The following is a 15,952-nucleotide window of genomic DNA, read 5'->3' as shown; positions in this document are numbered from 1 at the left end:
GAACAGCGCATGGCACCCGGCCTTCCTACCGCCATGGACCGACCGCACTTCATCGGCATCGGCGGCGCCGGAATGTCGGGCATCGCCAAGATCCTCGCGCAGCGGGGCGCCGCGGTCGCGGGCAGCGACGCCAAGGAGTCCGCGACCGCCGAGGCGTTGCGGGCGCTGGGGGTCACCGTGCACATCGGGCACGCGGCGGAGCACCTCGCCGACGACGCGAGCTGCGTGGTCGTCTCCTCGGCGATCCGCGAGGACAACCCGGAACTGGCCCGCGCCGCCGAGCTGGGCATCCCGGTCGTGCACCGCTCCGACGCCCTCGCCGCCCTGATGAACGGGCTGCGCCCGATCGCCGTCGCCGGCACCCACGGCAAGACCACCACGACCTCCATGCTGGCGGTCTCCCTGTCCGAGCTGGGCCTCGACCCGTCGTACGCGATCGGCGGCGACCTGGACGCGCCCGGCTCCAACGCCCTGCACGGCGACGGCGAGATCTTCGTCGCCGAGGCGGACGAGAGCGACCGCAGCTTCCACAAGTACGCCCCCGAGGTCGCCGTCGTCCTCAACGTCGAACTCGACCACCACGCCAACTACGCCTCGATGGACGAGATCTACGAGTCCTTCGAGACCTTCGCCGGCCGGATCGTGCCCGGCGGCACCCTGGTGATCACGGCCGACCACGAGGGCGCGAGGGAGCTGACCCGGCGGCTGGACGGATCGGTGCGCACGGTGACGTACGGCGAGTCCGAGGACGCCGACGTACGCATCCTGTCGGTCGTCCCGCAGGGCCTCAAGAGCGAGGTCACGGTGGTGATCGACGGCACGGAACTCACCTTCGCGGTCTCCGTCCCCGGCCGCCACTACGCCCACAACGCGGTCGCCGCCCTCGTCGCGGGCGCGGCCCTCGGCGTCCCCGCCGCCGAACTGGCCCCCGCGCTGGCCGCCTACACCGGCGTCAAGCGGCGCCTCCAGCTCAAGGGCGAGGCGGCCGGCGTCCAGGTCGTCGACTCCTACGCGCACCACCCCACCGAGATGACCGCCGACCTGGAGGCCATGCGCGCCGCGGTGGGCGACGCCCGCATCCTGGTCCTCTTCCAGCCGCACCTCTTCTCCCGCACCCAGGAGCTGGGCAAGGAGATGGGCCAGGCCCTCTCCCTCGCCGACGCCTCGGTCGTCCTCGACATCTACCCCGCCCGCGAGGACCCGATCCCGGGCGTCACCAGCCACCTGATCATCGAGGCGGCCCGGGTCGCGGGCGCCGATGTCGCACCGGTCCACGACAAGGACGCGGCGCCCGCGCTGGTCGCGGGAATGGCGAAGGCCGGTGATCTCGTTCTCACCATGGGCGCGGGCGATGTCACCGACCTCGGACCGCGCATCCTGGACGAGCTGTCGAGCAAGGCGAAGTAAGGGGCTGATGACTCATGTCGTACGACGTCGAGAAGCCGGAGGAGCAGTGGCGCGCGGAGCTGGCCCCGGCCGAGTACGCCGTCCTGCGCCAGGCCGGCACGGAGCCCGCCTTCACCGGTGAGTACACCGACACCAAGACCGAGGGCGTCTACTCCTGCCGTGCCTGCGGCGCGGAGCTGTTCACCTCCACCACCAAGTTCGAGTCGCACTGCGGCTGGCCGTCCTTCTTCGACCCGAAGGACACCGACGCGGTCGAGCTGATCGAGGACCGCTCCCACGGCATGCTGCGCACCGAGGTGCGCTGCGCCCGGTGCGGCTCGCACCTCGGTCATGTCTTCAAGGGCGAGGGCTACCCGACCCCGACCGACCAGCGGTACTGCATCAACAGCATCTCGCTGCGGCTGACGCCGGCCGGGGGCTGACGCGGATCCGCTGCGCGCGGCGCGCCCGGTGTCTACCGTGGGTGGTCACGGATTCGACGGGGCACGGGCGAACGGGGGGCAGCGGTGGAAGCCGAGCTGGCGGCGCTGGCGGCGTCCGGGGCCACCACACTGGTGGGGCTCATGGTGTCGGAGACCTGGGACCAGGCACGGGAGCGGCTGACGCGGTTTTTCGCCCGCGGCCGCGACGAGCGTGCCGTCGACGAGGACCTGTGCGCGTCGCGGAGCGATCTGGTGGCGGCCCGCGAGGCGGAGGACGCGCAGGCCGCCGCGGACATCGAGGCGGGTTGGCGGGCCCGGCTGCGAAGCGCGCTGCGGGCCGACCCCGCGGCGGCGGAGGAACTGCGGTCGCTGCTGGCGGAGATCGCCCCGGACGACCGGAGCGGGGAGCCGCCCGGCGCGGTGCACAACACCATCAGCGGGGGCGTGCAGCACGGTCCGGTGCTCCAGGGCGGGCGGTTCTCGGGGCTGCACTTCCACGCGGCGGAGCCCGGCCCTCCCGAGTCCGGCGACCCGTCTGCGGACGGGCGGCACTCCCCGTGAGCCGGGCAGGTCAGGGGGCGGCGGCCGGCAGGGTCAGGGTGAACACCGTCCTGCCCGGTCCGCCGGACAGTTCGATCGTGCCGCCGTGCGCCCGCACCAGCGAGCCGGCAACGGAGAGGCCGAGGCCGCTGCCGCCGCGGTCGCGGCTGCGGGCCTTGTCGACGCGGTAGAAGCGGTCGAAGATCCTCTCCCGGTCGGCCGCCGGGATGCCCGGACCCGTGTCGGCGACCGACACCCGCGCCGCGTCCGGCGTGCCGCGGAGCGTGACCGACACCCTCGTGCCCGGCGGGGTGTGCATCGCCGCGTTGGTGAGCAGATTGTCGAGGACCTGCCGGATCCGCTGCGGGTCCAGCCGCAGCCGCACCGCCGCGGACCCGGTCGTCACCGTCAGCGGATGCTCCGGGTGACCGGCGCGGAAGGCGTCGGCCGCCTGCCGCACCAGCTCCGCCAGGTCGTCCAGGCCGGCCTCCTCCCACCGCAGCGGCGTCTCCACCTCGGCCGCGTCCAGCCGGGCGAGCAGCAGCAGATCGTCCAGGAGCACACCCATCCGGGCCGCCTCGGCGCGCAGCCGGCCCAGATGCCGCTCCCGCTCCCCGGGCGCGTTGGCCGGCGCGTACTGGAACAGGTCGGCGTACCCCCGTACGGACATCAGCGGGGTGCGCAGCTCGTGCGAGGCGTCCGCGACGAACCTGCGCAGCCGCTGCTCGGCCTCCGCGCGCACCGCGAGCGAGGCGTCGATGTGCTCCAGCATCGTGTTGAACGCGGTCCGCAGCTCCGCCACCTCCTGGCCGCCGTCCCGCCCGTCGGCCCGCAGCGGCAGCCGGGCCGCCGACTCGGTCAGGTCGTGCGAGGCGATGCCGTGCGCCGTGCTCGCCATGTCGCTCAGCGGCTTCAGCCCGCGCCGCAGCATCCGCCGCCCGAACACCACGAGCGCCAGCAGCGCCAGCCCGAAGACGACGACCTGCACCGTGATCAACTGGTCCACGGTGTCCTCGACGTCCCCCATGGGCGCGGCGCTGACCAGCACCACCCCGGGCTCGACCGCGCAGGCCCGCAGCAGATAGGGGCCGTGCCCGCCGATCCGCACGGTGCGGGTGAGGTCCCGCCGGGAGCGCTCCATGGTCTGCGCCAGAGCGGTCAGCGCACGGCTGTCCGCCGGCACCTCGGCCGGAGTGCGCAAGTGCGCCGAGCCGCCGGAGACGTCGTACACCGCCGTGTACCAGCCGTAGTACGGCTTGCGCTCGACCGTGCCGTGCACCGCCGCGTCCTTGGACTGCACGACCTGCACCAGCTTCATCTGGTCGGCGAGCTGCCGCTCCAGATAGTCCCGCATGTACGCGGTCAGCACCGTGCCGACCACGGCGAACACCACCAGCGACAGCACCCCCAGGCCCAGCGTCAGCCGGGTCCCGAGCCGCAGCCCCCGGTAGGCCCGCCACAGCCGCCGTATCACGGGGCCGCCTGCCGGATCACGTACCCGAAGCCGCGCACCGTGCGGATCAGCGGATCGCCCGTGTCGCCGAGCTTGCGGCGCAGCCGGCTGACCACCAGCTCCACGACGTTGGACCGGCCGCCGAAGCCGTACTCCCACACGTGGTCGAGGATCTGCGCCTTGGTCAGCACGGTCGGCGACTTGCGCATCAGATAGCGCAGCACCTCGTACTCGGTGGGGGTCAGCGACAGCCGCCGCTCCCCGCGGCGCACCTCCCGGGTGTCCTCGTCCATCGTCAGGTCCGCCACCCTCAGCACCGACCGCTGGAAGCCCGGCCCGGCACTGCGCCGCAGCACGGTCCGCAGCCGGGCCATCAGCTCCTCCACCGCGAACGGCTTGACCAGGTAGTCGTCACCGCCCCGGGTCAGCCCCGCCACCCGGTCGGCCACCCCGTCGCGCGCGGTGAGGAACACCACCGGCACCATCGTGCCCGAGCGGCGCAGCCGGTCCAGGACACCGAAGCCGTCGAGGTCCGGCAGCATCAGGTCCAGCACCACGATGTCCGGACGGAACCCGGCGGCCAGCCGCAGCGCCTGCTCGCCGGAGTTCGCGGTGACCGCCTCCCAGCCCTCGTAGCGGGCGACGGTGGCCACCAGATCGGCGATGGGCGGATCGTCGTCCACCACGAGCAGTCGCACTTTTTCCACCCGCCCATACTGCGCCACGGCCCGCCCGCACCCCATAGCGCGCCGACCGCCACCGCGGGATCGACAGGCACTTGTAAGTCGCGTGACAGGAAAACGACAGGTCGGGCGGGTGAAGCTCGATGCCGTGACCACTGCTTCGAGCACCCACCAAAGCCGACGGCCCCCCGCGCCGGTCCTGCGCCCCGGGACCGCGGCCCGCACCGGCCTGTACGCGCTGCTCGCCGCCAACGCGGCCGTCGTGGCCGTCCTCTTCGTCCGGGCCGGCTTCGCCGCCAACGCGCTCGTCGTCCTCGGCCGCCTCACCGGCCTGTACGGCGCCCTGCTCATGGCCTTCCAACTGGTCCTGGTGGCCCGGCTGCCCTGGTTCGACCGGCGCATCGGCATGGACCGGCTGACCTCCTGGCACCGCTGGACCGGATTCGCCGTCCTGTGGACGCTCCTCGCCCATGTCGTCCTCATCACCTTCGGCTACGCCGGGCCGTCCGGCATGGACCCGCTGAACCAGCTCGTCGACCTCGCCGAGACCGTCGAGGGCGTGCTGCGCGCCCTCACCGCCCTGGCGATCCTCGTCGTCGTCGGCGCCGTCTCCGCGCGCGCCGCCCGGCGCAGGATGGCGTACGAGACCTGGCACTTCGTCCACCTGTACACCTACGTCGCGGTGGTCCTCGCCTTCACCCACCAGGTCGCCGCCGGTACGACCTTCACCGCCTCGCCCCTCGCGAGGGCCTACTGGTACGGGGTGTGGGGCGCGGCGCTCGGCGCGGTCCTGGCGGGCCGGGTGGTGCTGCCGCTGCGGCGGAACCTGCGCCACCGGCTGCGCGTCAGCGCCGTCGTCCCCGAGAGCGACCACGTCGTCTCCGTCCACATCACCGGACGCGACCTGGACCGGCTGCCCGCGCGGGCCGGCCAGTTCTTCCTGTGGCGGTTCCTCACCCCGGACCGCTGGTGGCAGGCCAACCCCTTCTCGCTCTCCATGGCACCCGACGGCCTGCGGCTGCGGCTCACCGCCAAGACCGCGGGCGACGGCACCGCCGCCCTGCGCCACCTCAAACCCGGCACCCGCGTCTTCGCCGAGGGCCCCTACGGCGCCTTCACCACCTTGCACCGCACCCGCCCGGACACCCTGCTGATCGCCGGCGGCGTCGGCGTCACCCCGATCCGGGCCCTGCTGGAGGAACTGTCCGGCCACACGGTGCTCGTGTACCGGGTGGCCACCGACCGCGACGCCGTACTCCACGACGAACTGCGCGAACTCGCCCACGCCAGGGGCGCCGAACTCCACCTGATCACCGGGCCCGCCGTCCCCGACAGGCTGGGCCCGCGCGATCTCGCCGCGCTCGTCCCCGACGTCGCCGAACGGGACGTCTACGTCTGCGGACCGCCCGGCATGACCACCGCCGTCCTGCGCACCCTGCGCGAACTGGGCGTCCCCGGGCCGCAGATCCACGCCGAACGCTTCAGCCTGGCCGGATGACCCCGGCGTGACGAGAGGAACCCCCGCACCGTGAAGCGCGCCCTGCCCGTCCTGGTCCTGAGCATCGCCGGCCTCGTCCCGGTCTGGCGCTACGCCCCGTCCCACGAGACGGCGACCGAGGCCACGCCCGCCCCCGTCACCGCTCCCTCCGTCCCCTCCGTCCCCTCCGTCCCCTCCGATCCCTCCGATCCCTCCGAGACGGCCGCCGACGCCGCCGTCGTCGCGGGCAGCACCGTCCACACCGAGAAGGGCCCCGTGCAGGTGGAGGTGACCTTCGAGGACCGGCGGATCACCGCCGTACGCCTGCTCCAGCAGCCCGACCACCCGCAGACCACGGCCGCGGTGCCCCGGCTGATCGAGGAGACGCTCCAGGAGCAGAGCGCCGACATCGACACCGTGTCCGGGGCCACGATCACCAGCGACGGCTACCGGGAGTCCCTCCAGGCGGCCCTCGACGCCCGGGGCGCCTGACGTGCGGCGCGTCGAACACGTCATGGGCTTCCCGGTCTCGCTGCGCGTGGACGACCCGGACGTGCCCGAGGAGGCCGCGGACGCCGTCTTCGCCTGGCTGCGGGAGGTTGACGCCCGCTTCAGCCCGTTCCGGCCCGACAGCGAGGTGTGCCGCCTGGAGCGCGGCGAGGCCGCCCGGGTCAGCGCCGAGCTGCGGGAGGTGCTCGACCTGGGCGAGGAGTACCGGGTCGCGACCGGCGGCGCCTTCGACATACGCCCGCCCGGCCGGCGCCTCGATCCCTGCGCGGTGGTCAAGGGCTGGTCGGTGCAGCGGGCGGCCGGGCTGCTGCGGGCGGCCGGGGCCCGCCGGTTCTGCCTCAACGCCGGCGGCGACGTGATCGCCGCCGGCGGCCCCTGGCGGGTCGGCGTACGGCACCCCGAGCGCGCCGACCGGCTGTGCACGACCCTGCGGCTCACCGACGGCGCGGTCGCCACCTCCGCCCGCTACGAGCGCGGCGACCACATCGTCGACGCGCGCACCGGGCGCCCGGCGACCGGACTGCTCTCCGTGACGGTCCTGGCGCCGACCCTCACCGAGGCGGACGCGGTCGCCACGGCCGCGTTCGCGATGGGCGCCGAGGGCGTCGCCTGGGCCGCCGCGCGCGAGGGCTGCGAGGTGTTCGCCGTGGACGCGGAACGCCGGGTGCTGCGGACCCCGGGACTGCCGGTCGCCGTGGCCGGAAAGGGACCCGGAAGAACACCGGTGTGAACGCCCGGACAGCGGGAAGGAGTCGCCCCGGACCAACGGGCCCCGCGGATCCGCCGTCTACACTCGACCGGCGACGGCCCCACCGAACGCGGCCGGAGCGGGCAGCTTCTGCCAGACCCGAAGGGCATTCGGCGCTTTGATACGGATGGAATCAGTCACCAAGCGGTACCCGGACGGGACCGTGGCGGTCGACCGGCTGTCGCTGGAGATACCCGACCGCGGGATCACGGTCCTCGTCGGACCCTCGGGCTGCGGCAAGACCACGACCCTGCGAATGATCAACAGGATGGTCGAGCCCACCGAGGGCACCATCCTCCTCGACGGCGCCGACCTCCAGCGGCAGCCGGTCACCGCACTGCGCCGGTCGATGGGGTACGTCATCCAGAACGCCGGGCTCTTCCAGCACCGGACGATCCTCGACAACATAGCCACCGTGCCCCGCATGATCGGCTGGGGCAGGCAGAAGTCCCGCGAGCGGGCGGCCGAGCTGATGGAACGGGTGGGACTGGACGCCTCGCTCGGCAAGCGGTACCCGTACCAGCTCTCCGGCGGCCAGCAGCAGCGCGTGGGCGTGGCCAGGGCGCTCGCCGCCGATCCGCCGGTGCTCCTGATGGACGAGCCCTTCTCCGCCGTCGACCCCGTGGTCCGCAAGGGCCTCCAGGACGAACTTCTGCGCATCCAGGACGAACTGGGCAAGACCATCGTCTTCGTCACGCACGACATCGACGAGGCCATCAAACTGGGCACCATGGTCGCGGTGATGCGTACCGGCGGCCTGCTCGCCCAGTTCGCGCCCCCCGCCGAACTGCTCTCCGACCCCGCGGACGACTTCGTCGAGGACTTCCTCGGCGCCGACCGCGGCATCCGGCGGCTGTCCTTCTTCCCCTCCGCCGGCCTGGAGCTGACGACCGGCCCCGTCGTGCGCGCCGACGCCACCGCCGAGCAACTCGCCGCTCCCGACGCCGCCCACCTGCTGGTCACCGACGCGGACGGCAGGCCGCTGGGCTGGGCCGAGCCGGGCGACCTGGCCGCCGGGGACATCGAGCCGGGGCGGCTGCTGTCCCACGGGCGGCCGTTCGTGCCCGGCACCGACTCGCTGCGCGCCGCCCTCGACTGCGCCGTGCTCTCGCCCACCGGCTGGGCCGTCGCCGTGGACGCCGACGGCCGGGTGAGGGGAGTCGTCTCCCAGCAGAGCATCGCCGAGGCGATCCGCACCGCCCACGGCGCCGGGAGCGCCGACATCGCCAAGGTCGCCCCGTGAACGGCTTCTTCGACATCCCGAGCGACCTCGACAACACCTATCTCGGCCTGATCGGCCTGCACCTGCGCGAGGCACTGCTGCCGGTCCTGGCCGGCCTGCTCGCCGCGCTGCCCGTCGCCCAGCTGTGCGCGCGGTTCCGCTGGCTGTACCCGCCCGTGCTCGGCGTGACGACCGTCTTCTACGCCATCCCGTCGCTGGCCGTCTTCGTCGTCCTCATCGACTACACCGGCCAGACCGAACTGACGGTGATGATCCCGCTGGCCGTGTACAGCCTGGTCGTACTCGTCCCGGCGATCGTCGACGGCGTGCGGTCGGTGCCCCAGGAGACCCTGGCCGCCGCCACGGCCATGGGCTTCGGGCCCGTACGGCGCTACCTCCAGGTGCAGTTGCCCATCGCCGTGCCCGCGATACTCGCCGGACTGCGGGTGGCCGTGTCGGCGAGCATCTCCCTGGTCAGCGTCGGCGCCCTCATCGGCAACCAGGGCGCCCTCGGCAACCTCCTCGCGGACGCCCAGAAGTACGGCCGGCCCGAACTGGCCGTCAACTCCGTCCTGACGACCGCCGTACTGGCCGTCCTGTGCGACGCGCTGCTCGTGCTGGTCCGCAATCTGCTGACGCCCTGGATGCCGCGCGGCAAGGGGCGACGCCCGAAGGAGACCGCCGTGCGCCAGGAGCAGCCCGAGCCGCAGGAGGCGGCGGCCCGGTGAACGTACTCGACTTCGCCAACGCCTTCTTCAGCGAAAGCGCCCACTGGCACGGCTACGACGGCATCCCGCAACGCCTCCTGGAGCACGTCGAGTACACGCTGATGGCGCTCGGCCTCGCCGCCGCGATCGGCCTGCCCGTCGGGCTGCTGACCGGCCACACCGGGCGCGGCGGGAACGCCGTCGCCTTCGTCGCCACCGCCGCCCGCGCGCTGCCCAGCTTCGGGCTGCTGGTGCTGATCGCCGTCGTGGTCGGCATCGGCCTGCTGCCCGTGATGATCCCGCTCGTGGTGCTCGCCATCCCGCCGATCCTGGTCACCACCTACGAGGCGGTCCGCTCGGTCGACCCCTCCCCGGTGGACGCGGCACGCGGCATGGGCATGCACGAATCCCGCATCCTGTTCCGGGTCGAACTGCCCGTCGCCCTGCCGCTGGTCCTCAGCGGACTGCGGTCGGCCGCCATCCAGGTCGTGTCGACGGCGACCATCGCCGCCTACGTCAGCCTCGGCGGGCTCGGGCGGTACATCATCGACGGGCTCTACCAGCGGGACTACGAGAAGGTGGTCGGCGGCGCCACCCTGGTGGCCCTGCTGGCGCTCGTCACGCTCGCGGTGTTCTGGGGCGCGGGACGGCTCGCGGTGTCGCCGGGGGTGCGCAGGCGCTGAGAAGCGAGGCCGGGCCGCCGCGCACACGGTCCTGGGGAAACCGTAACCAGGGCGTTCTTGACTGAGGGACAAGTGGCTCGTTTGGATCGGTGGATGACTTCTACCGCGAAGAGCAGCTGGTCCAGGACAAGGCACACCGGCGCGGCGGCCGTCGCGCTCACCGCCGCCGCGGCGCTGCTCGCGGGCTGTTCGTCCTCCGACGACACGTCCGACAACCCCCTGGCGGGGGAGAAGGCGAAGGCCGGTACCGTCGTCGTCGGCTCGAACAACTTCGCCGAGAGCACGCTGCTCGCCGACATCTACGGCGAGGCGCTCAAGGCCAAGGGCCTCAAGGTCACCTACAAACACAACATAGGCAGCCGTGAGACGACCTACGGCCTGATGAAGAACGGCTCGGTCACGGTGCTGCCGGAGTACAACGGCTCACTGCTGGCCTACCTCGACCCCAAGGCCGAGCAGAAGTCCGCCGAGGCGGTCAACGAGGCGGTGAAGGCCAAGCTCGACTCGACGCTGACACTGCTGGAGTCCTCGCCGGCCGAGGACAAGGACTCGGTGAGCGTCAACGCCGAGACCGCCAAGAAGTACAAGCTGACCGCCGAGTCCACGCTCGCCGACCTCAAGGACGTTGCACCGCAGTTGGCGATCGGCGGTTCGCCCGAGTTCCAGACCAGGCAGCAGGGCCTGGAGGGCCTGAAGTCCGTCTACGGGCTGGAGTTCAAGTCCTTCAAGGCGCTCGACGCGGGCGGCCCGCTGACCCAGACGGCGCTGACCAAGAACACCGTGCAGGCGGCGGACATCTTCACCACCGACCCGACGATCGTCAAGGAGAAGTTCGTCGTCCTGAAGGACCCGGAGAACCTCTTCGGATTCGCCAACGTGACACCGCTGGTCCACAAGGAGGGGCTCCCCGAGGAGGGCGTCGACGCGCTCGACGCGGTCTCCGCCAAGCTGGACACCGAGACGCTCCTCGACCTGGACGCCCAGGTCCAGTTGGACAAGAAGGACCCGCTGGACGTGGCCAAGGAGTGGCTCAAGTCGGCCGGTCTCGCCTGACGGACGAAGCCGTCACGACGCCGCGGCCCCGGTCGCGGCGTCGATCAACTGGTCGATCAGGGCGATGAGGATGTCCCGGCTGGAGGTCCGCTCCCGCGCGTCGCACAGCAGCACCTGAACGTGCTCCGGCAGCGCGAGGGCCTCCCGGATCTCCGCGGTCGGGTACGGATGGCGTCCGTGGAAGCCGTTGACGGCGACGACGAAGGGGATGCCCCGCCGCTCGAAGAAGTCGATGGCCGCGAAGCTCGACTCGGGCCTGCGCACGTCGACCAGGACCACCGCCCCGAGGGCCCCGATCGCCAGGTCGTTCCACATGAACCAGAACCGCTGCTGACCGGGCGTACCGAACAGGTACAGCACCAGGTCCCGGCCGATGCTGATCCGCCCGAAGTCCAGGGCCACGGTGGTGGCCCGCTTCTCCTCGATGCCGGCGAGGTCGTCGACGCCGAGTCCCGCCGCGGTGAGCGGTTCCTCGGTACGCAGCGGGGCGATCTCGCTGACCGACCCGACCATGGTGGTCTTGCCGACGCCGAAACCGCCGGCGATCAGGATCTTCACGGCCTCGGGTGCGGGTGCCGTGGGCGCCGGAGCGGCGCGGTCAGAGCCGGCCAAGGCCGTCCCTCACTTTCTGCAGCAGGTCCAAATCCGGGGTGACACGGGAAACGGGGTGCGGCGGCCGGGCGGTGATCCGGCCGGCCTCCACCAGGTCCGACAGCAGGATGACGACCACGCTCACCGGCAGGTCGAGGCGGGCCGCGACCTCCGCCACGGCGAGCGGCTCGGCGCACAGCCGCAGAATCCGCAGGTGTTCGGGCTCCGGCCGCGCGGCCCGGCTGGGCTGGGGGTCGACCGCGGCCACCGTCGTGATGAGGGTGAAGTCGGCGCGGCTCGGCCGGGTCCGGCCGCCGGTCAGGGTGAACGGCCGCACGAGGCGGCCACCCGAGTCGCCTTCGGTCACGTCACTCGCCGGGGCCGACGGTGGCCCGCGGTGCCGCGCTCAGGTGCTCGCCGATCTTCTTCACCAGCATGTTCATCTGGTACGCCACCACGCCGACATCGGCGTTGGGCCCGGTGAGCACGACGAGGTGCGCGCCGGGGCCCGCGGAGCTGAGTATCAGAAAGCTGTTGGCCATCTCGATGAGCGCCTGGCGCACCGGGCCGCCGCGGAAGTCCATGCTGACGCCCTTGCTGAGGCTCATCAGACCCGACGCGGTCGCCGCCAGCCGCTCGGCGTCGTCGCGCAGGAAGCCGGTGGACTTGCTGACGACCAGTCCGTCCTCGGAGAGCACCACGGCCTGGTTCACGTCGGCGACCCGCTCCACTAGTCCGGTGAGCAACTGATCCAGCTCGGTGTGCGTGGCGGGAGAAGGTCGGGTCATCGCGTGTCCTTCGTCGGCGTTCTGCGGTCGGCGGTCGGAGTCGAGGGGGCGGCGGAGGGGAGCAGGTGCTCGTCGGTCCCGGTGTCGTCGCCGGCCTCGTCGCCGGCGGTGTCACCTTCGTCGCCGGTCTGCGCCCGCAGCGTGCCGCGCTGGAAACCGGCGAGGGACGAGGCGGCGCGCTCGGCCGTGAAGTCGGCGTAGTCGTCGGCCGTGTCGTCCCGGCCGCCGGCGTCCTCTTCGCGCAGCTCGGCGGCCAGGCTGGTCTGCGGCACCCGGCGGGGCAGCGGAATCAGCCCGTTCGGCTCGCCGAAGGAGGCGTCGGGTGCGGGGTGCGCCGGCCACCGGGACGGATTCGCGTCGGCGGGCTCCGCGTCGGGCCCGGTGGAACCGGCGGTCCCGGAGGACCCGGAGGAGACGGAGGACCCATTGGCACGAGGAGGCGCGGCGGATCCGGAGGAAGCAGAGGAATCGGAGGAAGCAGAGGAATCGGAGGAGATGGCGGACCCCGAAGCACGAGGGGACGCGGCCGACACGGCGGACGCGGAGGGGACGGCGGACCCGGAGGACCGGGGAGGCGCGGCGGACGCCGAGCCCGCGAGGAGCGGCACCGCGCTGCCCGCGCCCCGGCCGCCGCTGTCGCCGGCGCCGAACGGCTCGCGCACCACGATGTCGTGCGGGACCAGCACGATCGCCGTGGTGCCGCCGTACGGCGAGGAGCGCAGCGTGACGGTGATGCCGTGCCGGTGCGCGAGGCGGGCCACGACGAACATGCCGAGCCGCAGGTCGTCGGCGAGCGCGACCACGTCGAACTGCGGGGCCACCGCCAGTTGGGCGTTGAACGTGGCGTAGTCCTCCTCCGACATGCCCAGTCCGCGGTCCTCGATCTCGATGGCGAGGCCCTTGGCCACCAGCGCGGCCCGCACGCCGACCGGGTTGGGGGCGGGGGAGTACGCGGTGGCGTTGTCGATCAGCTCGGCCAGCAGGTGGATCACGTCGGCCACGGCGGGCGGGGCGAGGGCCACCTCCTCGTCGGCGTGCAGTTCCACCCGCTGGTACTCGGCGACCTCGCCGACGGCGCTGCGCAGGATGTCGACCAGGGAGACGGGTTCGCGCCAGGTGCGCCGGGGCTGCTCGCCGCTGATGATGACGAGGTTCTCCTCGTAGCGGCGCAACTGGCTGGCCGTGGAGTCCAGTTCGTACAGTCCCTTGAGGATCTCCGGGTCGGTGTGCTCGCGCTCCAGGGCGTCCAGCTTGCCGAGCTGCATGTTGACGAGGTTCTGGCTCTGCCGGGCGATGCCCAGGATCACCTTCTGGAAGCCGCGCCGGGTGTCGGCGAGTTCGACGGCGGTGTACACGGCGGTGCGCTGTGCCGTGTTGAACGCCTGGGCCACCTGGCCGAGTTCGTCATGGCCGTAGTCCAGCGGCGGGGTCGCCGACTCCACGTCGACCTTCTCGCCCCGCTCCAGCCGGGCCACCACGTCGGGCAGCCGCTCCTCGGCCAGGCTGAGGGTCGCCAGCCGCAGGCCGCGCAGCCGCCGGGACAGCGAGCGGGTGATCCGCCAGGACATGACGACGCACACGAGCAGTCCGAGCAGGCCGGCCGCGCTGAGGGAGGCGGCCTTGATCAGCAGCCCGCGTGCCTCGTCGGCGCTGCGGTCGAGTAGCCCGTCCGTCTGCTGCCGGATCAGCTGCGCGTAGGAGGCGGAGACCTTCTCCATGGCGTTGGTCCACCGCCGTTGCGAGTCCGGCAGGTCGACCCGGCCGTCCTCGCCCGCCATGCGGACCGAGAGCACCTGGTCCTCGACGATCTGCAGGGCTCGCCACTCGGGGCTCGCGAGGATCCGTTCGGTCTGTATCTTCGCGCTGCCGCTCAGCGAGGGCACGATCTGGTCCTGGACGAGCCAGCGCCGGGTGCTGACCAGTTGGGCGAACTGCGTCCACTGCTTCTCGTCCATCCGGCCGGACGGCCAGGCCAGGGTGAGCCGGGCGTCCTCCTGGGAGGTCAGCTCCGCCGCGTGCTCCAGCGCGACCAGCGGTCCGGCCTGCGAGGTGAGGTCGCCGTCGTCGACCTGGGAGAGTTCCTGGAAGGCGTGGATCTGCTCGTCGATGATCGAGGTGTACTGGTCGAGCGCCTGCTCGGGGGTGATGTCCTTGGGGTCGTCCACCTGGTCGCGGTAGTACTCCAGGCTGCCCACCGAACCGAGCACCGAGTACAGCCGGTCCGAGATCCGGGAGGGTGCGTGCTCGATCGCGTCGGACTGGCCGACCAGTTGCGCGACCGCCTTGTCGGTCTTCTTGCGCTGGTCCTCCAGCAGCGCCCGGCTGCCGTCGGGTTCGGCGAGCCAGGCCGCCGACAGACTGCGCTCCTTCTGCAGGGCGAGCGCCGCCTCGGTGCCCATGGCGCCGGTGTCGCGGCTCAACTCCGTCTGCGAGCGCAGCCGCAGCCCCTCCGAGAACATCTGGATCGTCGTCACCCCCCAGACGGCGGCGAGGGTGACGCCGGGAACCAGAGCCAGGAGGATCAGGGAGAGACGTATGGACCCGAGGCGGCGCCGGGCACCTGTCCGTGCAGACATCGTCGTCCTAGGCGATCAGTGGGTGTGAGTGGGCGGGTGGGCGCGGGCACCGGGTGCCGCGGGGCCCGGTCACCGGGTGCCGCCCGCGGCGTACCGGGCGACCGCGTCGGCGTTGGTCCGGGTCACGAACGCGGGGCCGGTCAGGACGGGCGACACTCCGCCACCGCTGATGTTGCCGTTGGTGCGGTACAGCCAGAGCGCGTCCACCGCGAGATAGCCCTGCAGATACGGCTGCTGGTCCACCGCGAACTGCACGTCCCCGCGCTTGACGGCGGCGACCAGGTCCTTGTCGAGGTCGAAGGTGGCGATGTGGGCGCTGCTGCCCGCCTCGTCGACCGACTTGACCGCGGCGAGGGCGAACGCCGCGCCGTTCATGACGACTTCGTCGATGCTCGTGTCCTGCCGCAGCCGTGCGGTGACGGCCGCGCCGACCGCCTTCATGTCGGTGCCCTCGACGTAGAGCATGTCGGTCTGGCCCTCGAAGGTCTTCTTCACGCCGGCGCAGCGGGCCTCCAGGGCGACGTTGCCGCGCTCGTGGATGACGCACAGGGCGTGCTTGGCCTTGAGGGAGGTCAGCTTGTCGCCGACGGACCGGCCCGCGACGCTCTCGTCCTGACCGAAGTACTCCATGAGCCCGGTGGAACGCCAGGCGTCGATGCCGGAGTTGAGGCCGACCACCGGGATGCCGGCCGCCTTGGCCTCGGCCACCGGTGCCTTCATCGCCTGCGGTTTGGCCAGGGTCAGGGCGATGCCGTCGACCTTGTCGCGGATCGCGTCCCGGACCAGGTCGACCTGGTCGTCGGTGTCGGCGTCGCCGGCGTACGTCAGGTCGATGCCGTCCTTGGCGGCCGCGGCCTCGGCTCCCTTGCGGACCCGGTCCCAGAAGGCGTCGCCCTCGCCGCCGTGGGTGACCATGACGATCTTCAGCCGTTCGCCGCCGGACCCGTTCGCGGCCGAGTCGTCCTTGTCGTCGCCGAGGGCGGAGCAGCCGACCGCCAGCAGACAGACGGCCGCGGCGAGGGCCACGGCGCGCAGAGGTCTGGGGGAGTGGGTGGGTGGGTGAGTAGTACTCATGGGGGTTGGGGCACCTCG

Annotated in this window: 17 protein-coding genes; 10 read left to right on the top strand and 7 right to left on the bottom strand. The window is 72.4% G+C overall.

The window, feature by feature from the left end:
• The first annotated feature begins 9 nt into the window (after positions 1–9).
• From murC to AC4IHM_RS06490, 3 genes are all read left to right on the top strand, one after another.
• Positions 10–1,407 carry a UDP-N-acetylmuramate--L-alanine ligase gene (gene murC, locus AC4IHM_RS06500; RefSeq protein ID WP_490866134.1) on the top strand — a complete coding sequence of 466 codons (1,398 nt, stop codon included), beginning with the start codon at positions 10–12 and terminating at the stop codon, positions 1,405–1,407.
• 14 nt (positions 1,408–1,421) lie between these two features.
• The gene (gene msrB / locus AC4IHM_RS06495) at positions 1,422–1,829 is read left to right on the top strand and encodes a peptide-methionine (R)-S-oxide reductase MsrB (RefSeq protein ID WP_490866133.1); all 408 of its coding nucleotides are present in this window, start codon (positions 1,422–1,424) and stop codon (positions 1,827–1,829) included.
• 84 nt (positions 1,830–1,913) lie between these two features.
• The gene (locus tag AC4IHM_RS06490; RefSeq protein ID WP_490866132.1) at positions 1,914–2,390 is read left to right on the top strand and encodes a hypothetical protein; all 477 of its coding nucleotides are present in this window, start codon (positions 1,914–1,916) and stop codon (positions 2,388–2,390) included.
• A 10-nt stretch (positions 2,391–2,400) separates the two neighbouring features.
• On the opposite strand, the gene AC4IHM_RS06485 is transcribed toward AC4IHM_RS06490, so the two are convergent.
• Both AC4IHM_RS06485 and AC4IHM_RS06480 read right to left on the bottom strand, forming a co-directional pair.
• Complete coding sequence (locus tag AC4IHM_RS06485) at positions 2,401–3,843, bottom strand: sensor histidine kinase (RefSeq protein WP_490866131.1); 1,443 nt, start codon at positions 3,841–3,843, stop codon at positions 2,401–2,403.
• The gene (locus AC4IHM_RS06480) at positions 3,840–4,529 is read right to left on the bottom strand and encodes a response regulator transcription factor (protein WP_490866130.1); all 690 of its coding nucleotides are present in this window, start codon (positions 4,527–4,529) and stop codon (positions 3,840–3,842) included. The genes AC4IHM_RS06485 and AC4IHM_RS06480 overlap by 4 nt, the downstream gene beginning before the upstream one ends.
• A 124-nt stretch (positions 4,530–4,653) precedes the next feature.
• Between AC4IHM_RS06480 and AC4IHM_RS06475 the strand changes: the two genes are divergently transcribed.
• The 7 genes from AC4IHM_RS06475 to AC4IHM_RS06445 all read left to right on the top strand — a co-directional run bounded on the left by AC4IHM_RS06475 (position 4,654) and on the right by AC4IHM_RS06445 (position 10,905).
• Complete coding sequence (locus tag AC4IHM_RS06475) at positions 4,654–6,003, top strand: ferredoxin reductase family protein (RefSeq protein ID WP_490866129.1); 1,350 nt, start codon at positions 4,654–4,656, stop codon at positions 6,001–6,003.
• Between the two features lie 30 nt (positions 6,004–6,033).
• A complete protein-coding gene (locus AC4IHM_RS06470; RefSeq protein WP_490866128.1) occupies positions 6,034–6,474 on the top strand; it encodes an FMN-binding protein in 441 nt (146 codons plus the stop codon).
• Position 6,475: 1 nt separating this feature from the next.
• Positions 6,476–7,222 (top strand): FAD:protein FMN transferase, encoded by a 747-nt coding sequence (locus AC4IHM_RS06465; RefSeq protein ID WP_490866127.1) that lies wholly within the window; start codon positions 6,476–6,478, stop codon positions 7,220–7,222.
• A 136-nt stretch (positions 7,223–7,358) separates the two neighbouring features.
• Positions 7,359–8,483, top strand: coding sequence for an ABC transporter ATP-binding protein (locus tag AC4IHM_RS06460; RefSeq protein WP_490866126.1), 1,125 nt, complete (start codon positions 7,359–7,361; stop codon positions 8,481–8,483).
• Positions 8,480–9,190 carry an ABC transporter permease gene (locus tag AC4IHM_RS06455; RefSeq protein WP_490866125.1) on the top strand — a complete coding sequence of 237 codons (711 nt, stop codon included), beginning with the start codon at positions 8,480–8,482 and terminating at the stop codon, positions 9,188–9,190. The genes AC4IHM_RS06460 and AC4IHM_RS06455 overlap by 4 nt, the downstream gene beginning before the upstream one ends.
• The gene (locus AC4IHM_RS06450) at positions 9,187–9,852 is read left to right on the top strand and encodes an ABC transporter permease (RefSeq protein WP_490866124.1); all 666 of its coding nucleotides are present in this window, start codon (positions 9,187–9,189) and stop codon (positions 9,850–9,852) included. Before AC4IHM_RS06455 ends, AC4IHM_RS06450 begins: the two co-directional genes overlap by 4 nt.
• Positions 9,853–9,945: 93 nt before the next feature.
• Entirely contained in the window at positions 9,946–10,905 is a 960-nt protein-coding gene (locus AC4IHM_RS06445) for an ABC transporter substrate-binding protein (RefSeq protein ID WP_490866123.1), read from the top strand.
• A gap of 12 nt (positions 10,906–10,917) precedes the next feature.
• Here the strand turns inward: AC4IHM_RS06445 and AC4IHM_RS06440 are convergent, their stop codons facing one another.
• The 5 genes from AC4IHM_RS06440 to AC4IHM_RS06420 all read right to left on the bottom strand — a co-directional run bounded on the left by AC4IHM_RS06440 (position 10,918) and on the right by AC4IHM_RS06420 (position 15,934).
• A complete protein-coding gene (locus AC4IHM_RS06440; protein WP_490866122.1) occupies positions 10,918–11,517 on the bottom strand; it encodes a GTP-binding protein in 600 nt (199 codons plus the stop codon).
• A complete protein-coding gene (locus tag AC4IHM_RS06435; protein ID WP_490866121.1) occupies positions 11,504–11,863 on the bottom strand; it encodes a DUF742 domain-containing protein in 360 nt (119 codons plus the stop codon). Before AC4IHM_RS06435 ends, AC4IHM_RS06440 begins: the two co-directional genes overlap by 14 nt.
• Before the next feature lies 1 nt (position 11,864).
• Positions 11,865–12,284: a roadblock/LC7 domain-containing protein gene (locus AC4IHM_RS06430; RefSeq protein WP_490866120.1), complete on the bottom strand. Its 420-nt coding sequence runs from the start codon at positions 12,282–12,284 to the stop codon at positions 11,865–11,867.
• Positions 12,281–14,860, bottom strand: coding sequence for a sensor histidine kinase (locus AC4IHM_RS06425; protein WP_490866119.1), 2,580 nt, complete (start codon positions 14,858–14,860; stop codon positions 12,281–12,283). The genes AC4IHM_RS06430 and AC4IHM_RS06425 overlap by 4 nt, the downstream gene beginning before the upstream one ends.
• A 69-nt stretch (positions 14,861–14,929) precedes the next feature.
• Positions 14,930–15,934 (bottom strand): substrate-binding domain-containing protein, encoded by a 1,005-nt coding sequence (locus AC4IHM_RS06420; RefSeq protein WP_490866118.1) that lies wholly within the window; start codon positions 15,932–15,934, stop codon positions 14,930–14,932.
• Positions 15,935–15,952: the final 18 nt, after the last annotated feature.

It is taken from the genome of Streptomyces sp. SL06 (genome assembly GCF_058244745.1).
Note: the sequence above shows the minus strand (reverse complement) of the source record. Positions and strands in the feature narration are given on the sequence as shown.

Bases quoted from the DNA above. Each gene is read 5' to 3' on its own strand.
- murC (WP_490866134.1), top strand. From the start codon at position 10: ATGGCACCCGGCCTTCCTACCGCCATGGACCGACCGCACTTCATCGGC.
- msrB (WP_490866133.1), top strand. From the start codon at position 1,422: ATGTCGTACGACGTCGAGAAGCCGGAGGAGCAGTGGCGCGCGGAGCTG.
- AC4IHM_RS06445 (WP_490866123.1), top strand. From the start codon at position 9,946: ATGACTTCTACCGCGAAGAGCAGCTGGTCCAGGACAAGGCACACCGGC.
- AC4IHM_RS06430 (WP_490866120.1), bottom strand. From the start codon at position 12,284: ATGACCCGACCTTCTCCCGCCACGCACACCGAGCTGGATCAGTTGCTC.
- AC4IHM_RS06425 (WP_490866119.1), bottom strand. From the start codon at position 14,860: ATGTCTGCACGGACAGGTGCCCGGCGCCGCCTCGGGTCCATACGTCTC.
- AC4IHM_RS06420 (WP_490866118.1), bottom strand. From the start codon at position 15,934: ATGAGTACTACTCACCCACCCACCCACTCCCCCAGACCTCTGCGCGCC.